Raw genomic sequence first — 20,981 nt, 5'->3', positions numbered from 1 at the left:
TTTATGCCAATTAAAATCAACACGCCCATCCTAATAATCGGCTTCAACCGCCCTGATATAATAAAACAAACTTTCGAGTATATTAGGAAAGCTAAGCCCAAAAAACTATATATTGCCATTGATGGCCCAAGACCTGAAAAAGAAGGTGAAGAAAAACTCGTTGAACAGGTTAAACAGGTTGTTGAGAACGTTGATTGGTCATGTGAAAAGCACTACAAATATAACGAATCTAATAAAGGCGCTGAAGTTACAGTTTCTTCAGCCATCTCCTGGGTTTTTGAAACAGAAGAATATGTTATTATTCTTGAAGATGATATTGTTGCGCCTATGGCTTTCCTTAAATTTGCCCAGGAAATGCTAGAATTATATAAGAATGAAGATAAAATTTGGGCAGTAAGCGGGATTAACTTCACACCTCTTCCTACTACTGATGGTACTGATTATTTTTTTGCAAAATATGGCCATACCGGGGGAGGATGGGCAACATGGAAAAGAGTTTGGGATAAGTTTGATCTTTATACTGAAGTTCAGGATAATCACTTAAAAACTAACTTTTTGAAGACTATTACGAACTCTGGAAAGGAATTAAAATACTATAGAAAAAAATTTAAAAGGATAAAGAAAAATGGGGTGGGAAAAAGTACATGGGATAATATTGCATCATATATGCATAGAACCAATAATTTATTGTACATTATCCCAAGAGTTAACCTTGTATCAAACATAGGTGTCAATGGATTACATGCAAGAGGGCGTACTCAATATCATTTTGTAGAATATGATAAAAATTTTACTATAAAAAATCACCCTAAGGATGTTACATGTAATATTGACTATGATAAAAATCATTTTGATGTTTATATTAATAGAAAAAGCCATTATTAAAAAGAATACTTAAAAAAATGGGGAGGACATTATGGCGGTAAGAATACAATCTGATCTTGATCAACTTGAACTAATTAAAAAGAATTATTGTATTGGTTGTGGAGTCTGTACTACAACAAAACACACTAGCTTGTATCTAGATGAAATTGGCAAATATAAATTGAAACTAAAAAATATTGATTCAACAAATGTCAATGAAGTTTTAGAAATTTGTCCGTTTTCTTCTAAGGCTAACAATGAAGATAAGCTTGGCGAATTATTATTCAGCACCGAAAATATTCGAAAAAATGACAACTTAGGATTTTATTTAAGTAATTATATTGGTCATATAAAAGAAGATAGCATTCGATTAAAAGCCAGTTCTGGTGGAATAATTACCTGGCTGCTGAAAAATCTGTTAAATACCGGGTATATAACGCATGCAGTCCATGTAGGTAACAGTAAATCACGCCCGCTATTGTTTGAATATAGTATAAGTGAAGAAGAGGAAGCTATTCTGACTGGTGCATCTTCACGTTATTATCCTGTTGAACTTTCAAAAGTTTTAAATTATATTAAAAATAATGATGGCAGATATGCTATAGTTGCTCTACCATGTTTTGCAAAAGGCATTAGACTATTACAGCAAAGAAATAGCTTATACAAGGAAAGAATAAAGTATGTCATTTCTCCTGTATGTGGTCACTTAAAAACAGCAAATTATGCAAGATTTTTGGCCTGGCAAAAAGGAATATTTCCAAATGAGCTAAATTCGATAAATTTCAGAAAGAAAATTCCTGACAGGCTGGCTTCTCAATATGGCACAGAGTTTTTTAGTATAAAAAATAATCAAAATCTTGTTACTACGGTTAACAATTCTACCTATAAAATGGGAACTGACTGGGGGCATGGTATGTTTAAAAACCCGGCTTGTGACTTTTGTGATGATACCTTTGGCGAAGTTGCAGATATTTCAGTTGGAGATGCCTGGTTACCGCAATACATAAAAGATTATAAAGGTAATTCAGTAATTGTTGTCAGAAATCCGGAAATCGATGAAATTTTAAAAGCAGACACAAAAAATGGCGAACTATATCTTGATAAAGTAGAACCAGAAATGGTCGAAAAGAGCCAGGCTGGGGGGATAAGAAATAAACGGGGAGATTTGAAGTATCGTCTTTGGTTAAAAGAACAAAAGGGAAATTGGTATCCTCCTAAAAGAATTGGTGCTTTTGACAATGACATTAATGATAAAAGAAAAAAAATAGTTCGACTTCGAATTCAAATCAGCCAGGTTTCACATCAATTATTTATTGAAAGTTTGAATAAAGGGAATTTAAAGTATTTTTATAAAAAAATGATGCCATTGCTTAATCATTATTTTATAACTTATTATGGTCCCATAAAATTTATTAAACACAAACTAAAACAGCTATTATGAGAGTTGGAATTTTAACATTTCACTTTGGATATAATTATGGAGCTGTAATGCAAGCCTATGCTTTACAGCAATATTTAAGTAATTATGGTTATAGTGTTAAAATTATTAATTATACACCTCCAAATATTAAATACAGGCCATATATCACCCAACTAATAAGCAGAAAGATTTCAGTTACAAAAGTTCGAAAAATTATTAAAAAAATAAAATATGCTCCTCGTCAAAAAGATGCTTTTGAATTATTTAAAGGTAAGTGTTTTAATTTGTCAGAAGTAATCTCTTATGTGGAGCTTTCCAAAATTACTACTGAATATGACGCAATTATTGTAGGAAGTGATCAAATATGGAATCCGAGTCAACACAAACTTGCATCGTATTTTTTAGCACATTTAAATAATTATAAAGGAAAACGGATTAGTTACGCGCCTTGTTGTGCGTTTAATAAAGTTGAGGATATAAATAAACTAAAATTGCAAAATGCATTGAATAATTTTGATGCAATTTCTGTTCGAAATAAGGAAACTGAAAGATTTGTTTTTGAACTTATTGGGAAAACACCGTCAATTGTTGTTGATCCGACTCTTCTTTGGGATTTTAAGGAGCTTATAGAAAAGGAACCAATTATTTCAGGGAAATATATTTTAACTTATATTCTGGGTAGTGAAATTACAGGAGGCCATAAAAAAGTGATTGATGAACTAAGAAAAAAATATGCAGGCATAAAAATTATTTCTGTTATACTTACAGAAAATAACCCTCAATTGTTTAATTGGTCTGACGAGGTTTTTTGGTACGCCAGCCCAATCGAATGGTTAAATTTGTTTTATTATTCAACTTTTGTCTATACAGATTCATTTCATGGTGTCCTCTTTGCAATAAAATTTCAAAAGCCATTTTTAGCTTATTATACTGAAATGGCAAGAGCTTCCAGATTTATTGATTTAGTGAATCGATTTGATGTCCTTCAGGATTTTATTGTGGATAGTTATGATGAAATAACAACCAAAAATTCCTTTCAAAAAGAAATTGATTTTAATGTTTTAAAAGAAAAATTGAGGAAAGAGGTTGAAAAATCAAATAACTTTCTCCACGAATCACTTTCAATTTGAAATATCATTTATAAATTGACATCTGATATTCAGTGGATTACACCCATAAATATGAATTTAAAGGAGTAATTACATATCTCTAATAATTTTTTTGTAATCAATGAAGAAAATTCTTTTTATACATCATGCTGCAGGCTGGGGCGGGGCTCCTAAATGTATGATTAATTTGATAAATAATCTCGATCAATCAAAATATGAATTTGAGGTACTATTGTTGAAAAAATCTAAGATTGAAGAAAAGCTATTTGAAAATGGCATAAAGTTTAAAGTTGCAGAATCAAAATTTTATCATATCTTCTATCGATTTTTTGCTCATAGTGAAGCAGGCTATGTGAAATGGTATAATATCTATAGTTTTATTGTTTGTGGAATTTCATGGCTATTGTCAAGGTATATTTTCGCAAAAATTGAGTTAAATAAACTAGATTTTGATATTGTGCATTTAAATTCATCCGTTTTGACAGACTGGCTTGCCCCATCAAGTAAGAAAGGTAAAGTTATTATTCATATCAGGGAACCATTTAGAAAGGGAAAAATAGATATTCTGCATTACTATTTTAGATTCCAAATAAGAAAATATGCAGATAAAGTAGTTGCAATAAGTAGAGATAATGCCCATAGATTAAATCTTCCTGCTATTACTGAGGTTATTTATGATTTTTCAGAAATTCCTGAAATACTTCCTTTAGAAAACTCTTACGCTTCTAAAAAGGTTTTATATTTGGGAGGCTCAAGTACCAGTAAAGGTTTCTATACAATGGTTGAGGCGCTGGACTATTTGGATCGAGATGTAAAAGTATATTTTGCAGGACATTATAATATATGCCCAAAATCAAAAAATCCATTTGGGTTATTAAAGTATTATCTTTCAAATGCAAGAAAGAGAAATATTGCGATTTACAAGATGAAAAATCATCCAAATGCGATATTAATTGGGCTAATCTATAATGTCTCAGATTATATTAAAGAAGTATGTTGTCTTGTTTCTCCTTTTTTTGTTCCTCATTTTTCTTTTCCTGTTGTGGAATCGCATCTGCACAGTAAACCTGTAATTGGTTCAGATGTGAGTGGTATGGAAGAAATTATTCAAGATAAAATTAATGGTTTCCTATTTCCAAAAAATAAACCAATTAAGCTGGCTAAAGCAATTAATGCGTTAACTAAGGATGAGTTAAAAGCCAATCGAATGGGTAAGGCAGGATATAAAAGAGCAGTTGGTTGTTATTCAAAAAAAAATAAGGTGAATTTTGAGATGGTTTATGACGCGCTAGTTGATAATAAATAGAGAGCATTATTGTTATTATTTTTTGAAAATAACCTAAAAGAATTTTCCTGGCAATAGCGAAAAAGAATTTGATGAAGAAAGTTAAATTAAATATTACCGATTATAGCATATTATTAGCTGTTGCTTCTACATCTCTTTATATTGTTTTTAGAATTTTGGGCAGAGAATTAGGTAGTTTTGCCTATCTATGGGCACCATTAGCTTTAATTACTATTATTCTCACACGCCCATCTATTTTCAAAAAAAAGTTACTAATAAAAGTAATTTTTTATGGTATTTTTATGGTGGGTATTTTACAATTTTTTTTATGGAATTATCTTGACGATTGGAATAAAGGGAAAATTTTTGGGGAATTCTATAATATCTTTATAATGATATCAATTCTATATTATTATAAAGAAAAAAAGGAATATCATAAACTAGCCTTAATTGCTAAATATGCTTTTATTTTCATTTTAATTGGTATAATTGGGACTAATATTGCGCTTTCATTAGACTCAATGATCGTTAGACAATCAGCAAGTTCCGGCAAATTTACTTCCTATCAAGTAATGGTTTATAAATATACTGGTGCAATGGGTTATAATTATATTCAGGCTATGGTGTGTTTAATCCCAATACTAATATTTTATATTAAAAACAAACAAAAAATGATATTCAAAACCAAAACTTTAATTGTGGTTCTTCTCCTTCTGTTAATCACTTTAATAAGATCCCAGGTTTTTGCAAATGTTTTGATTGCAATTTTTATCACTATCCTTTCATTACTTGATGCAAAAAAATTTAGAAAATCTGTTGTAATAGTATTATTTTTTGGTTTTCTGTTTTATTTAATTCCCAACTCATATTATATAGATGCAATTTATTATTTAGGTGAGAAATTTGAGCCAGGAACAGCAATGCATTATAAAATAAATGATTTTGCTTTTTTTTTAAAGAATCCTGAAATTGATATCGAAACCGGTGCTGGAGCAAGAGCAGAGAGATATCCAATGCTTTTTGAAGCTTTGGCCGCTAATCCTCTCTTTGGCAATTCATCCTATAATAGTCCATATGATATTGGTTTAGGGGCTCATTTGTATTGGATGAACAGGCTCACATTATGGGGAATTCCCGGTTTTATATTTTTTGTTTATATTTTAATATCAATATTTAAGAAAATAAGTTCGTTATTTGACGAGCATTATAGGTTTTATTATTTTCTCTCCATACTGGCATTTGTGCTTTTAGGATTGATTAAAGCCACAGGAGGTAGAGAAATATGGTTTATGTTAATTGTTGTCATTCCCGGATTGTATTTTTTACCATTACTTTTAAAAAAAGAGGAAAATTCCTCTTTTACTGATTAAAATAAAACAATTAAAATAGTTTGAATCTAAAAAAATATTGATTAATATGCAAAAGTTAAACATCTTAATCTCACATACAAGTGTTTATAAGAAATCCGGATGGGGCAGAATTTTCCCATTGGCCAAAGGTTTAGCTAAACAAGGCCAACAGGTAACAATTATAACTACAAATACAAATTTTTCTTTGTTTACAAAGAGAAAAATAATCGATAACGTTAATATTATTATTTTCCCTGAAATTATCCCTTCCAGAGTATCCAGAATGGGGTTTGGATTCCTGAGTCTTTTCCTAGAAATGCTTCATGTTGTTTTTCACAAGTATGATGTTGTGCAGTCAGACAATGGACACAGACCACTGGCTGGAATGCCCTGTCGGTTGAGTAAAAGACTGCATAAATCGGTATACGTGGCTGAATGGTACGATTGGTATGGCAAGGGTGGACAATATGATACAAAAAAGAAACTCTTTAAAATTTTATTGGGTTGGTATGAATTAAAATACGAAATCAAAGACAAGAAAGTTGCTGATGGAGTTGTAGTTTTGTCTGAAGTACTCAGAGAAAGAGCCAAAACCTTTAAAACCGAGGACAAAATAGTAAAAATTCACGGTGGGGCTGATGTTTTAAGCATTCCTTTCGTTAAAGAGAATTCTGTTCTAAAATTGAAGTATGATATTGATGAAGATACATTGACATTTGGCTATATTAATGCAAAAGGGTTTAACATTTCAGAAGTATTACCACTTGCCAATGCTATAATTAATAATAATGAGTCAATGAAAATTAAAATATTAATTTTTGGAGACTCTCAAATTGATTTTAGTATTCTTCCTCAAAAATTTAGAGAACATATTGTTTCATTTGGATGGGTTGATTTTTCAAAAGACTATGAGAAGCTACTTTGTGTTGATGTTTTTTTTCTTTTTAAAAAAGAAGATCTTAGGAGTAAAGCCGGATGGCCTAATTGCATAGGTGATTATATTGCATGTGGTCGTCATATATTAATAGATCCGGTTGGTGAAGTCATTGATTTTGCTAAAAAATATTCTTTTCCATTCATTATGACATCAAAAAGCGAAATAGATATCTGGGCTAAAGTTAAATATATAGCAAAAGAAATAGCAAGTCTAAAAGAAGAACGGATAATGATACGAAAACTTGCTGAAGATGTAATATCTTGGGAAAGTAAAAGTAAAGAATTATTAAGTTTTTATTTGTATTTATTGGAACATGGTTAGTGTATTAAATATTTATCGATATTTCAAAAACACTTTTATCAGGTATTAATGACTACTCATTTTTGTAAAAGTTAATTTTCAAAAAATAAAATAGGGGCCACTAAATTTTAATAAATTAGAAGTAAACAAAATAATTTCCAAATATTTTTTAATTATGCGAATTCTTATTGACATCGGCCATCCAGCACATGTTCATTATTTTAGGAACTTTATTAAAATAATGGAAGCAAAAGGACATAATATATTTGTAGTTGCAAGAGACAGAGAATGTATCTTAGATCTTCTTAGGACAGAAGAGATCGCTTTTTTTAACCGAGGAAAAGGTGCTAGTACACTTTTAGGTAAAATTCTATATGTACTTCAAGCTGATTTAATATTGTTATGGCAATCTCTTCGTTTTAAACCAGATTTATTTTTAAGTCATGGATCCCATTATACAATGCACATAGCACGTTTGTTGAAAAAACCTTGTATTGCAACGGGTGATTCTGATCATATTAAGCTTAATGCCAAGTTTCTGATGCCATACCTCTCTGACTTACTTACCCCAAGTGTTTATAAGTTGAATTATGGAAAAAAGCATATTTATTTTAATGCTTATATGGAGTTATTATATCTGCATAGAAAATATTTTCAACCGCAAATATCAATTAAGAAACAGTTAGGTATAAATGAAAAAGAACGCTTTTTTTTGTTACGATTTGTAGCGTGGGATGCTTTTCATGATAGTAATCAGGGGGGTCTCTCTTCTATAATCAAGTATAAATTGATTGAGAAACTTTCCAAACACGGTAGAGTTATTATATCATCAGAAGGGGAATTGCCTAAAAAGTTAAGGCATTTAAAAGCTAATTTTAAACCATATCAGTTTCATGATATATTAGCCGCTGCCGACCTTTGTATTAGCGAGGGTGCGACAACTGCTTCTGAAGCTGCTATTCTAGGAACACCAGTTATTTATATTAACTCATTACAAGTAACCAACTGCAGAGAACAAGAAGATAAATATAGGTTATGCTACAATTATTATCATGAGGAAGGTTTGCTTGATAAGGTATCTGAATTATTGCAAATCTCCAATTTAAAAAATAAACACTTGCAAAGTCGTGAAAAAATGCTTGCTGATAAAATTGATCCCACTGCTTTTCTTACTTGGTTCATAGAAAATTATCCGGAAAGTCAAAATATTATGAGGGAAAATCCTGAATATCAAAACAGATTTAAAGGATGAAATTTGGTAATATGAAAATAGCATTTACTGGCGATTTATTTCTTGGAGGCGATTTATTGGGTTGCAAGGATTATTCTTCATTAGAAATTCAAGCATTTAAGCAGGCTGATATCAGGGTTTGCAACCTTGAACAAGGTTCTGGTGATAATCAGGAAGAATTGAATAAAAGCACGGTAACTGCTCCATTAAAAAGTTTATCCTATCTTACAGAAAATAGCATCAATATTGTAAGCCTTGCCAACAATCATATACAAGACAAAGGAACTGATGGTTTTGAGCAAAAGATTCAATTTCTACAGGATAATGGCATTAGGTTTACAGGTGCAGGAAGAAACATTCATGAAGCATCAAAAGCAATTGAACTAGGTGACGGATATTTTGTACTTTCCTTTTGTACTTTTGAAAAAAGCTATTTGAAAAAAGTTCAATTGGCTACTTCCTCAGAATTTGGGGTAAATCCGTTAACTTTTGAACAGATTAAAAAATCACTTGATAAATTGCCACAACATGCCAAAGCAATTTTGATGTTACATTGGGGCCGCGAAAATGTATGGTTACCTCCGGTTTCTGATGTATCATTCGCAAAAAAAATCCTTAAACTAGAGAAAGTGCATAGTATTATTGGTATGCATTCGCATCGTGTTCAGGGGGCAATTAAACATCAGGGAAAACAGGCTTGGTTTAGTCTAGGTAATTTTCTATTTCCTAATTTTTTTGTGCAACCACGTACGCAAATGACGTATCCGGAACCTATACCTGATAAATACCATACAACAAAAGAATACCATCCCGTTTTTAGTTTAACTTATAAAATGTGGAAATGGTCTAACCGGGTAAGTTTACTTCTGATGTTTGATACGTCCACCGGCAATTTTAAAAGGGTTTTTGTTAAACAACAAAAATACAAACCTTTGGTAAAAGAATTAAATAGATCAACCTCCTTTTTTCTTGAAATATGGTTTTCCATACTTTCAGCAATGCTAAACTTTCCCCGTTTTTTATACATTCCCTTTGAATTTATGTGGCGTAAATGGTTAACTTTTGTTCGGTACTTTAATATTCTTACGTTTTATATTTTCAAAGAGAGGAAATTTTTTTCTGTATTAAAATTTCGATAGAAAGTTTCTAAAATAATTTTGAATGATTCAGATTTTTGAAAAATTATTCTTTAAAAAAAGGTACATTCTTAGTTGGAACCAATCAAATGTTTATAATTTGCCACATCGGAAGGGTTACAGCATTAATGTTTTTAGATCATTTAATGAGTTTGATGATTTTATTTCTAATGATACCATTTTTCTTAAAAGAAACCGTTCATTTTTGAAAATGCTGGAACATTCTGAATGGATGCTTTTCACAATAACAGAAGAAGGAAAAAAAGAATTAGCAGGTTATTATTTTGTTTTAATAAGTTCAAACAAGCAAGTTCTACATGATAAATTTATTATTAAACCCAATGAGGCATTGATGTGCCATGCATTTATTTATCCCCAATACCGTAATAACGGATTATACAAAACTTTGATAAAATTTTCTCATGCTTATTTGCTTAAAGAAAATCACAAAAATATTTACACTATTGTAGAAGAAAGTAATACAGCTTCTTTAAAAGCTAATTTGGATTCCGGTCTGGAATATTATGAAATTAATTATTTAGTTAAGTTTTTTGGAGTAAATTTATTATCAATGTTCTATCAAAAGTCTAAGCTTATATTAATCATCACAGGCAAAATATTTCAAAATAAAAAAATATATCAGGCATAAGGCAAAATTTGTTCAGTAATTTATTACCTAAATGAAAAATCCAATAATTGTATACAATACTTCTTATAACGGTTTAAGTATTATCCAGGAGTTTGGTTCAAAGGGCTATTCCTGTTTTGCACTTGATAGTAAATATTCTGTTGGAGCTTTTAGCAGATATGCAAAATTCAGAAAGTGTCCAAATCCAATTCATGATGAAAAAGCATTTATTGATTTTTTATATAATTTATGTGCCAAGCAATCTGCCAAACCCATTCTGTTTCCTACAAACGACGAGTGGGCACTTGTTACAGCGAAATACAAACAAAGACTTTCTGAAGTTGCTTTACCTTGTGTAGCATCGTTTGAAACAGTCAACACATTGCTATCCAAAGATTTATTTTACCAGATAGGTCAGCAACGGCAGTATTTAACTCCTTATACATGGTCTGTTAAGGATCTTGAAAGTATAAGTAAAAATCATTTTCCTATTGTTGCTAAACCAAAATACAAAACATTACCGGCAGAAAAACATAATCAACAACTTAACAGAGAATTAAAGAAAATAAGGCTGGTTATTTTAAATGATAAGGAGGAACTTCACAAATTTTGTATAAGTAAAAAAAGATTGTTGGAACACGTTGTATTTCAGGAATATGTTCTCGGTAATTCCGATACGATGTTCACTGTTGGCATTTATGCTGATAGTAAACATGAAATAAAAGCGCTGTTTACTGGTCGAAAAGTTCGCGGTTATCCGGCTGATATTGGTGATAATATTTTGGGCGAAAGTCATGAAGTTCCTTCGTATTTAATAGAAAATACAGAAAAGATTGTAAAAGAGCTTAGCTATGAAGGTATAGCCGAATTTGAATATAAGTTGAACAGTATCACCAGGGAATTCCGCCTTATTGAAGTTAATCCGCGTCCCTGGTCATGGATTGGAATAACACCCTATTGCAACGTTAATATTCCTTTTATTGCTTATGAATCTTTATTGGGGAAAGAAATGGAATTAACAAAATCCGATGCAAAAAATGGAGAAGTCAAGTATATTAAAATTTTTCAGGACTTTTTTAACTGCATGGTACGTTACAGGTTTAATTATAAGCCCTGGCACCTTTCATATAAATCATGGAAATCTTCAATAAAAGCAAAAAAAATAGTTGTTGCTGAATGGCATAAAAAGGATTGGGGAATTGCATTGGCTTCAATTCCATATTTAATTGGTAAAATTTTTTTACAAAAATGGCATATTTGAAGTCACTATTTTCAAATAGATATATATTCATTCTTTACTTTACGGCAATTATTGGCCTTGTCATATTGCCTCTCAATTCCAGCGGTGAACTCAACAACACTGCCATCCTCCGGTTCCGGGCCGATTATTTTTTGCACGCCCTGCTGTTTCTGCCGTGGGCATTTTTTCGCCCGGCATTTCGCATCAAACCGGGCTGGTGGCTGCTTTGGGGCCTGCTGTTTGCCGCCGGAAGCGAAGGGTTGCAGTATTTTTTGCCCTACCGCGCCTGGAATGTAAATGATTTGGTGGCAAATGCGGTTGGGATTTTTTTGGGGTTTATTCTCTGGTTGCTTTATGTAGCCATTCGCAAACAAATAAAAATTGCATGATGAATGTTCAAATGGTTTTATCAAGAATAATGAAAATAACACAATGGATTTCACCCTGAAAACCTACACGGAATTACTCGACACCCTGCAAGCTAATGGTTATTCGTTTTTACGATTTACCGATTTCCTGGAAAACAAAAAGCTGCCCCGGAAATTTGTCATCCTCCGCCACGATGTGGATGCCTTGCCCGGGAATTCGCTGCGGTTTGCGCAAATACAACATGAGTCAGGCATTAAAGGAAGTTACTATTTCAGGGCAGTGCCCGGAAGCTGGAATGAGCGGATTATCCGGCAGATAGCCGGCATGGGCCACGAAATTGGTTACCATTACGAAAACCTGTCTTCCACCAATGGCGATATGGAAAGCGGTATAAAAGACTTTGAGCAAAACCTAACAGCGCTTCGTGAACTGGCGCCGGTTACCACCATCTGCATGCATGGGAGTCCGCGCAGCAAATGGGACAGCAAAGATTTGTGGAAAAAATACAACTACCGTGATTACGGCATCATTGGCGAGCCCTATTTCGATGTGGATTTCAATGCCGTTTTCTACCTTACCGACACCGGCCGACGCTGGGATGGCTGGAAAGTGAGTGTCCGCGATAAAGTGCCCCAACAGGCAGATTGGGTGAAACAAGGACTGGTTTTTCATTCCACACAGGATATTATTAGAAGGGTTGAGGGGCGAGGAGACGTGGAGACCGGGAGACCAAGTGACAAGGAGAAAGGGGCAGGAATAGGACAGTTTCCTGATAAAGTCATGTTTACATTTCATCCGCAGAGGTGGCAAAGTCAGCCATGGCCCTGGTTAAAAGAGTTAATTCTTCAAAACGTAAAAAATCAGGTTAAACGGTTTTTAGTCTAAAGTCAATAGTAGCAAGTAGAGATCAGAAGTCAGATAACAGAGATCAGAGAACAGAGATCTGACATCAGAGATCTGACATCAGGGGTCAGAGAGTAGAGAGTAGAGAGCGGAGAGCAGACATCAGAGGTCAGATAGAAGAGGTCAGAGAACGGAAATCAGAGAACAGAGGTCAGAGGTCTGATAGCAGAGATCAGAGACCAGAGATCAGAGATCGGAAATGAAAATTTATAAAGTGATATTATGCGAATAAATTCAGCGAAGGAGCTTAATGTTTATACGAAATCTTATGAACTGGCAATGAAGATTTTTGAGCTAAGTAAATCTTTTCCAAAGGAAGAAAAATATGCTTTAACCAGCCAGATTAGAAGGTCTTCCCGATCTGTATGTATGAATTTACGGGAAGCTTGGGCAAAAAGGAGGTATGAAGCACATTTCATAAGCAAACTTACTGATTGCGATGGTGAGAACAGTGAAACCAACACTTCACTTGATTTTGCAAAGGACTGTGGCTATATTTCCAATGAGATTCATCAGGATTTAGTAAATGAAAATCTCGAAATCGGTAAGATGCTTGGCTCCATGATTAACAACCCACGTCCTTTCCTTATTAAGCCAGAAAAGTAAATTTTTGCTCTCTGACCACTGACCTCCGACTTCTGCCCTCTGACTTCCGATCTCTGATCTCCGAAGTCTGACCTCTGTCTCTGAAGTCCGTAAAATGCTCATTTCGATGATTAATAATCCAGGTAAATTCTGTAAGTAATCTGCTGATTTCTCACTTCTCATCGCTCAATTCTCGCTTCTCTTTACTCACTTCTCATTTCTTCAAACGGTTTTTAGTCAAAAAGTAAATTTGAGACTTGAGGAAATTGTAACGAGATGCCAGGCTGGCTGTAAGAAACAATAAGTATAAAAAATAATTATAAATTTATTAAAAAAGGTGTTGTTATGAAAATCAGGACGCATAGAGAATTAGAGGTATATAAATTGGCATTTAAAACAGCAGTTGAAATTTATAAATTGAATATTACTACCGGGAACAATGACTGAAAATATCAGGGGCAATTAATCTTCAGGAAATCTTGAGAAAAAAGAGTATCTTTGAAAAAAAGGTTAAAAATGAAAACAATACAATTGAATATACCTGATACCGTCGATTTAAACGACAGGGAGGCAAAAATGTTACTGGCATCACGTTTATATGAGAAGGGAAAATTAACACTGGGCCAGGCAGCCGAATTGGTTGGGTTATCCAAAAGGGCTTTCATGGAAATATTGGGCGACTATGATGTTTCAATATTTAATTATCCGCTGTCTGAACTGGAAAATGATATAAAGAATGCCCGGGATTATAGTCTCTGATACAAGTTGTTTGATTTTATTGGATAAACTTGGCCGAATTGGCCTATTAAAATCGCTTTATGGTAAAATAACAGTTACCAAAACTGTAGCGGATGAATTTGGAAAAGTCCTTCCTGATTTTGTTGAGATTGAAAACCCTAAAAATAAAAATTACCAGAAGATATTACAAAGCTTTTTAGACCCGGGAGAAGCAAGTGCAATGGCTCTTGCGCTGGAAAAAGAAGAATGTCTGTTAATAATTGATGAATTTAAGGGCAGGCGTGAGGCCAGACAATTGGGGTTAAATTATACCGGCACTTTAGGTATTTTTATAGTTGCCAAAGAAAAAGGGTTAATCAATTCGGTTACTGAGATAATAAAAGAGATTGGCAAAACGGATTTTAGGATAGGTGAAAAATTAATAAATGAAGTGAAAAGAAAGAGTGGTGAATAACAAAACGCGCATCATTGCCGCAAAATCAATACTTCGTTTGTAACTAATCAGTTCAAATTTATATTGAATGTTGAAAATACAAAAAATATATTGATAAAGAAACGCATAGGCAGTTGGTTTCTTTAAACAATGAAGTTGGCCGTATGTTAGGTGCGATGATAAAGTCCCCGGAATCCTTCATTCTAAAAGCAAGTCGCTGCCCTCTGCCCTCTGCCCTCTGAATCCGCAAAATGCTAAATTCGATGATTAATAATCCTGACAAATTCGGCCCAAAATAATTACCTAATGACTATCGACTACCAACTATCGACATTCAGATACATCATTTGTTTTATCCCTAAATTGTATGTAGATTTGCATTGGCATTATAAATCAACATAAAAAAATGATTCCTCGTCATATAACTTCCGTATTAAAAGACCGTTTGAAAAAGTTTCCGGTCCTTTCTTTAACAGGTCCCCGGCAATCAGGAAAAACAACCCTTTTAAGAAACGAATTCAGCGACTACAAATATTACAATTTAGAAAGAATAGATCATCGGGAGCTAATCCTTAATGATCCTATGGGCTTTTTAAATTCCCAGGGCCCCAGAGTTATCTTTGATGAAGCACAAAATATTCCGGAACTGTTTAGCTATATACAAGTAGTTTCTGATGAAAAAGGTACACCCGGACAATATATATTATCGGGCTCGCAGAGCTTTTTACTAAACGATCGTATTTCTCAGTCTCTGGCCGGAAGAACACATGTAAGTCATTTACTGCCCTTTGGTCTGAATGAATTATCTGTCAAATACCGGTCTTTAAACGACATCATTTTTAAAGGATTCTATCCGCGCCTTCATGATGCAGCAATAGAACCAACAGCATTTTATCCCTCTTATATTCAAACCTACATTGAAAGAGATATTCGGTCCTTAAAAGCCATTGAAAATCTAAATACTTTCACGCGTTTTGTTGGATTATGTGCCGGCAGAATTGGTCAAATACTAAATCTTACTTCTTTGGCTAATGATACCGGAGTTACTGTAAATACAGTAAAATCATGGCTTTCATTGCTGGAGTCCAGCTTTATTTTGTATCAGGTTCAGCCTTTTTATAAAAACTTCAATAAAAGACTTATTAAATCGCCCAAAATCTATTTTTACGATACCGGCTTAGTTTGTTCATTGTTGAATATTCAGAATGCTGACATGATAAGAAATCATTATCTATATGGCGCATTATTCGAAAATTTTATTATCAGTGAAATTATAAAAACACAACATCATACTGGTAAAAAAACCTCCATTTATTACTGGAGAGAAAGTAATGGCACTGAAATAGATTGTATTATTGAGCTAAACAATCAAAAATTGTTGGCTCTGGAAATTAAAGGTGGTGAAACATTTAATAAAGACTTTCTCAAAAATTTTAAATATTTTCCACAGTCTAACTTAATACAAAAGTTTTTGATATACACTGGTGAGAGCCTGCCTTCTGTTTCTGATACAGGTATAATAGGCAAAAACGATTTTCAACGGTTTTTAAAAGAATTATGATTTACGGCTAAAGCCAATTTTTCACTCTTCAAACCCCAGGCTTAAGCCTGGGGCTATAAAAAAAGGGCTTCAGCCATTAATCAACATTTTTAACCGGACACTACTGATAAATTTTAAAAATTGTAACTAATCAGTTCAACTTTTGTTTTATTGAATTCAGCGAGAGGCAATCCATAAAAACAGGCCCGGCCTTCATAGGCTGTGTGAAAATAGGATCAAATGGGGTTGATTTTTGCACCGGGTTTTAACCCGGTGATTTCATGAAGAATAGAAGTCGGCTTTAGCCATTAATTTTCAGGGGTTTAACGGCTAAAGCCGTAAGTCGATTATGAATTTCTCATCCACCGGGCTAAAGCCACGGTGTAAAAGTTTGTATTTTCACACAGCCTGTTCAGGCTGGGTACCGGATTTATGATTGGGACCCCGGATTTTTGAAAAATTTGAAAAATGTAAAATACAAATTTTTCAAAAATCCTAAGTCGGAGCGTTATCTTTTTTATCCCAACCTGAAGGTTTGGACTGTTTTTGCTCCTTTTTTCAATATTTATCATACTTGAATAAACTGATTAGTTATACTTTGACAGATTATATGAGAGACCGATTTTTCTTATTTTTTACCCCGGCCCTTCCATAGGAATTCCTTCGGAGCAAGTGGAGAAATAAGAAAAATCCCCGCCTGACTTCGGGCAGGTATTTGATTTCCGCCAGCTGGCGGATCAGGGTAAAACGAATAGATTTTTCGATATTAGTGTAAAGTGTCAAAGTAGAATTAGTCAGTTGGAAAAATGTACATGCAAAAATTTAGTAGAAAGCGGAGAGCAGAAGTCAGAAGTCAGAGATCAGAAATCAGAGATCAGAAATCTGAGAACGGAAAAAATTTATAAAGTGATATTATGCGAATAAATTCAGCGAAGGAGCTTAATGTTTATATGAAATCTTATGAACAGGCAATGAAGATTTTTGAGCTAAGTAAATCCTTTCCAAAGGAAGAAACATATTCATTAACCAGTCAAATAAGACGTTCATCAAGGTCTGTATGTTTGAATTTACGTGAAGCATGGGCAAAAAGAAGGTATGAAGCACATTTCATCAGCAAACTGACCGACTGCGATGGTGAGAACAGCGAAACCGAATCATCTTTGGATTTTGCAAAAGATTGTCAATATATTGATAAAGAAACGCATAAGGAATTGGTTTCTTTAAATAATGAAGTTGGCCGTATGTTAGGTTCAATGATTAACAACCCGCACCATTTCATTATCAGATCAAAAAAGTAAGTTTTTGCTTCCCGATCTCTGAATTCCGACTTCCGACTTCAGACTTCTGATCTCCGACTTCTGTTCTAAAAAAACCAATAAACTCACTTCATAATGACAAAAACAAAACAAAAAGAAAGTACACAAAAAGTACTGGCACACGATTTTCGCGTAAACGCCACCACCTTCCGGGAGAACTACATCCGCGAGGAATTCGGCCCCGAAGTGCTCGGGTTTTTGCACGAACGTCTCGAGCTGAGTAACTCCTCCAACCTGGTCCTGGCCACTTCCAGCCGTTTCAACATCCTCAACCAGATTGGGTTGTTCGAAAACATGGTGAACTTAAGGCGCATCAACGATATCCGGTACCTCAACAAGTTTTTTGAAGCCGTGAACGCCCGGCTGCCTATTGACGGCACATTCATCGGGTGCGTGGAAACCAAAGACCTGCGGAAAGAACGGATCCTTAGGAAATACCCGGCCGTGCTCAACCATGTGTACTATTGCCTCGATTTTATGCTGAAACGGGTTTTTCCCAAGCTGCCCGTGACCAAAAAAATCTATTTCTTCCTCACCCGCGGCAACAACCGGGTTATCAGCCGCTCGGAAACGCTGGGCCGGTTAATTGCATGTGGTTTTAAAATTGAAGAGGAGCACAATCTGGCCGGTAACCTTTATTTTGTGACCCGGAAAGTGAAAGCGCCCCTTTTCCCGGAAGACCCTACCTATGGTCTGTTGATAAAACTAAAGCGGATTGGAAAGCACGGGAAGCCCATCAGGGTGTATAAACTGCGCACCATGCACCCGTTTGCAGAGTATCTGCAGGACTATGTGTACCGCAGCAACCAGTTAGATAAAAGCGGTAAGTTCAGCGACGATTTCAGGGTGGCTACCATTGGCAAATTTTTACGCAAATTCTGGCTCGACGAACTGCCCATGTTTATCAACTTTTTTAAAGGCGATTTGAAATTTGTGGGGGTAAGGCCCATCAGTCCGCACTACTTTAACCTTTACGACGAAGATTTGAAGAAGCTGCGCGTGAAGCACAAACCGGGGCTGTTCCCGCCCTATTATGCCGACCTGCCCGAAACGCTGGAGGAGATAATGGCATCGGAACGCAGGTACCTGGAGCAGTACGAAAAACATCCATTGGTTACCGATGTAAAATATTTCCGGAAAATTTTCTGTAACATCGTCTTCCGCAAAGCCCGAAGCAGTTAGCACGACCCCCCAGTCATACTATGACTCCAAGTCATGGTATGACTAAAAAGCACATCCGTGTACATCCGTGTAATTCCCCATAGGGACAAGCGTGGATAAAGAAAGAAGCAGTCCACTAATTTCACGAATTCCACGAAGAAGAAAGTAATTGCGGCGCATGTTAAAATTCCGGGGGGTGTTTTGGAGCAACTGTCCCCCTGCTAAGGGGGACGAGATACATTTATGTATCGGAGGGGGTAACTAAATCAATTCGTGTCATCCGTGCCATCGGTGGATAAAAAAGAGAGCAGTCCACTAATTACACGAATTGCACGAAGAAGAAAGTAGTTACAGCGTATGTTAAAATTCTCGGTGATCTGCTCGGAGCGACTGTCCCCCTGCTAAGTGGGACGAGATACATTTATGTATCGGAGGGGGTACTGAAACCCCTAAAAAGATTTTTTGTTGCAATTACGACGCAGGTTTCCCAACCGACAGCGTCGCTCCCGGCGACACCGTCGGTATTAACCAAAAATAATATTTCAAGATAAAATGATTAAATATTTCCTTTTCATTGCGTTGTCCATCAGCTTTTTTGCGGCAAACGCCCAGTCACCTGTGAATGGGACTGTAGAAAACAGCACACTGGCAGCCACCGACGATGCCATGCCGCTTTGGCTTTCCTCCAACCGCAACGGAAAAGTTATTCCCACCGGTTCATTTTGGAATATCTCGGAACTGAGCATCGGCCAGAATGGCACCGCCAACTCCTCCTCTTCTTTTTCTTATTCCTGGGGAGGCAACTACGTGGTGGCACTGGGTGAATCCGGTTTTCACCACCATCTCAACCAGCTGTTTGCCGGCATTTCGCTGAACAACTGGGCATTAACGGCAGGTGCTTTTCGCGATCCGGTCCGTTACGCCGGCCTGTCAACCACCAACGGCAACCTGGCCCGCAGCCGCAACGCACGTCCGTACCCTAAAGTCCGCCTGTCAACCGCAGCCTGGAAACCGGTGCCCTTCACCAACAATCACCTCCACTTTAAGGCCGAATACGACGAAGGCCTGCTGAACGACGACCGTTACGTGAGCAATGCCCGGATGCATCATAAGTCACTCTATTTTAGGGTGCAGCCTGCGCCGTCGTGGAAAATTACAGCCGGACTGGAGCACCATGTAATGTGGAGCGGCACCTCCCGTAACGAGGAAATCGGTGAACTGCCCCGCGATTTGAAAGCCTACCTGCGGTATATAACCGGGTCGTCGGGGAGCGAAGAATTTCCCTTGACTGACCGCAATAACAGGGCCGGTAACCAGTTGGGAACCTACCAGTTGGAAGTGCGAAAATATTTTGCTGAAATGGAACTCACCTTTTACCTGAGCCATCCGTTCGAGGATTTATCGGGCATGAACTGGCGCAACTGGCCCGATAACCTGCTGGGAATCCACATTCATTTCAACAGCAATAAACCGAAAGAAAAACAGTGGATTACCGATGTGGTGTATGAGTTCACCAATACTCGCCAGCAGAGCATTCGCGACTCGTTGTATGAATGGAACGAAACGACCGGCAAATGGGCACGGCAGGAACCCGACAACTATTTTAACCACTCTGTTTATAAGAACAGTATGACTTATCACTGGCAGGTGATGGTTTCCCCGTTGTTCTTTCCGGTGACCCTCGGCGAGGACGGCCTTCCCACAGATGGACGATATGCACTGGGATCCAATCGTTTCTTTGCACACCACGTGGGAGCCAGGGGCTATCTTTTTTCAGAATACCTGAAATGGAAAGGCCTCCTTACCTATATTCGCCATTTGGGATTGCATGGGAAACCTTACGACACAGCCCGTAACCAGCTTTCCGGACTGCTGGAAATGCACTATGCCAGTCCCCGGTTTCCGGTTGAACTGGGAATTGCCATAGCCGCCGATGCAGGGAATGTTACCGGTAAAAACGGCGGAATTGAACTCAGCATTGCAAAAAGATTTTGATGAACCTGTCATCCCCCATAGGGACAAGCGTGGCTAAAGAAGAACGGTCCACTAATTTCACGAATTCCACGAAGAAAAAAGTAATTGCGGCGCATGTTAAAATTCCCGGTGATCTGCTCGGAGCGACTGTCCATTAATTTCATTTATACGTTATTTTCTCTCCTCTAAGGAGAGATGTCCTGTTCAGTGAGACTCATTTTTTAGAAACATAGTGAACTGAAAAATGTTAGTCGAACTAATCCCGATTACCTGATTTCGGGGTGTAAGGCCTGTGGGCGGTATGGACAGAGAGGTCAAGGGGGCCGAGACCATTTTAATGGTCGGAGGGGGTACTGAAACCCCTAAAAAAGGTTTGCTGAAAAACAATATTAACAATTGATTGTCAATAAATTACATACAAAAAAGTCACACAATTTAGCTTCAAAGTGCAAACAAAATATTA

Annotated in this window: 19 protein-coding genes; all 19 read left to right on the top strand. The window is 35.8% G+C overall.

Features of this window, described 5'->3' with window-relative positions:
* Nucleotides 1–3: 3 nt before the first annotated feature.
* Nucleotides 4–885, top strand: a complete 882-nt coding sequence (locus BUC07_RS18960) for a glycosyltransferase family protein (protein ID WP_073173621.1) — start codon at nt 4–6, stop codon at nt 883–885.
* Nucleotides 886–916: 31 nt separating this feature from the next.
* A complete protein-coding gene (locus BUC07_RS18955) occupies nt 917–2,305 on the top strand; it encodes a Coenzyme F420 hydrogenase/dehydrogenase, beta subunit C-terminal domain (protein WP_073173619.1) in 1,389 nt (462 codons plus the stop codon).
* A complete protein-coding gene (locus BUC07_RS18950) occupies nt 2,302–3,414 on the top strand; it encodes a polysaccharide pyruvyl transferase family protein (RefSeq protein ID WP_073173617.1) in 1,113 nt (370 codons plus the stop codon). The genes BUC07_RS18955 and BUC07_RS18950 overlap by 4 nt, the downstream gene beginning before the upstream one ends.
* A 100-nt stretch (nt 3,415–3,514) precedes the next feature.
* Nucleotides 3,515–4,699, top strand: coding sequence for a glycosyltransferase family 4 protein (locus BUC07_RS18945; protein ID WP_073173615.1), 1,185 nt, complete (start codon nt 3,515–3,517; stop codon nt 4,697–4,699).
* Nucleotides 4,700–4,770: 71 nt separating this feature from the next.
* Nucleotides 4,771–6,048, top strand: a complete 1,278-nt coding sequence (locus tag BUC07_RS18940; RefSeq protein WP_073173612.1) for a hypothetical protein — start codon at nt 4,771–4,773, stop codon at nt 6,046–6,048.
* Between the two features lie 46 nt (nt 6,049–6,094).
* On the top strand, nt 6,095–7,285 hold the full coding sequence (locus tag BUC07_RS18935) for a glycosyltransferase (RefSeq protein WP_073173610.1): 1,191 nt from the start codon (nt 6,095–6,097) through the stop codon (nt 7,283–7,285).
* A gap of 154 nt (nt 7,286–7,439) precedes the next feature.
* Nucleotides 7,440–8,516 (top strand): DUF354 domain-containing protein, encoded by a 1,077-nt coding sequence (locus tag BUC07_RS18930; RefSeq protein WP_073173608.1) that lies wholly within the window; start codon nt 7,440–7,442, stop codon nt 8,514–8,516.
* Between the two features lie 11 nt (nt 8,517–8,527).
* Nucleotides 8,528–9,634, top strand: a complete 1,107-nt coding sequence (locus BUC07_RS18925; protein ID WP_175552575.1) for a CapA family protein — start codon at nt 8,528–8,530, stop codon at nt 9,632–9,634.
* A 22-nt stretch (nt 9,635–9,656) separates the two neighbouring features.
* Nucleotides 9,657–10,280 (top strand): hypothetical protein, encoded by a 624-nt coding sequence (locus BUC07_RS18920; RefSeq protein WP_073173604.1) that lies wholly within the window; start codon nt 9,657–9,659, stop codon nt 10,278–10,280.
* 31 nt (nt 10,281–10,311) lie between these two features.
* A complete protein-coding gene (locus BUC07_RS18915) occupies nt 10,312–11,520 on the top strand; it encodes a carboxylate--amine ligase (RefSeq protein ID WP_073173601.1) in 1,209 nt (402 codons plus the stop codon).
* Complete coding sequence (locus BUC07_RS18910; RefSeq protein WP_073173599.1) at nt 11,508–11,888, top strand: VanZ family protein; 381 nt, start codon at nt 11,508–11,510, stop codon at nt 11,886–11,888. Before BUC07_RS18915 ends, BUC07_RS18910 begins: the two co-directional genes overlap by 13 nt.
* A 43-nt stretch (nt 11,889–11,931) precedes the next feature.
* Nucleotides 11,932–12,753 (top strand): polysaccharide deacetylase family protein, encoded by an 822-nt coding sequence (locus tag BUC07_RS18905; RefSeq protein WP_073173597.1) that lies wholly within the window; start codon nt 11,932–11,934, stop codon nt 12,751–12,753.
* A gap of 240 nt (nt 12,754–12,993) precedes the next feature.
* The gene (locus BUC07_RS18900) at nt 12,994–13,377 is read left to right on the top strand and encodes a four helix bundle protein (RefSeq protein WP_073173595.1); all 384 of its coding nucleotides are present in this window, start codon (nt 12,994–12,996) and stop codon (nt 13,375–13,377) included.
* Nucleotides 13,378–13,872: 495 nt separating this feature from the next.
* Entirely contained in the window at nt 13,873–14,115 is a 243-nt protein-coding gene (locus tag BUC07_RS18895; RefSeq protein WP_073173593.1) for a UPF0175 family protein, read from the top strand.
* A complete protein-coding gene (locus BUC07_RS18890) occupies nt 14,093–14,548 on the top strand; it encodes a PIN domain-containing protein (protein WP_073173591.1) in 456 nt (151 codons plus the stop codon). The genes BUC07_RS18895 and BUC07_RS18890 overlap by 23 nt, the downstream gene beginning before the upstream one ends.
* A gap of 385 nt (nt 14,549–14,933) precedes the next feature.
* Nucleotides 14,934–16,088 carry an ATP-binding protein gene (locus tag BUC07_RS18885; RefSeq protein ID WP_073173588.1) on the top strand — a complete coding sequence of 385 codons (1,155 nt, stop codon included), beginning with the start codon at nt 14,934–14,936 and terminating at the stop codon, nt 16,086–16,088.
* An 893-nt stretch (nt 16,089–16,981) separates the two neighbouring features.
* The gene (locus BUC07_RS18875) at nt 16,982–17,365 is read left to right on the top strand and encodes a four helix bundle protein (RefSeq protein ID WP_073173584.1); all 384 of its coding nucleotides are present in this window, start codon (nt 16,982–16,984) and stop codon (nt 17,363–17,365) included.
* Between the two features lie 93 nt (nt 17,366–17,458).
* Entirely contained in the window at nt 17,459–18,565 is a 1,107-nt protein-coding gene (locus tag BUC07_RS18870) for a sugar transferase (protein ID WP_073173582.1), read from the top strand.
* A 531-nt stretch (nt 18,566–19,096) separates the two neighbouring features.
* Entirely contained in the window at nt 19,097–20,539 is a 1,443-nt protein-coding gene (locus BUC07_RS18865; protein WP_073173579.1) for a capsule assembly Wzi family protein, read from the top strand.
* The last annotated feature ends 442 nt before the right edge of the window (nt 20,540–20,981 follow it).

It is taken from the genome of Tangfeifania diversioriginum (assembly GCF_900141875.1).
Taxonomy (GTDB): domain Bacteria; phylum Bacteroidota; class Bacteroidia; order Bacteroidales; family Prolixibacteraceae; genus Tangfeifania; species Tangfeifania diversioriginum.
The sequence above is the reverse complement of the archived record's forward strand: the minus strand, read 5'-3'. Positions and strand labels throughout refer to the sequence as shown.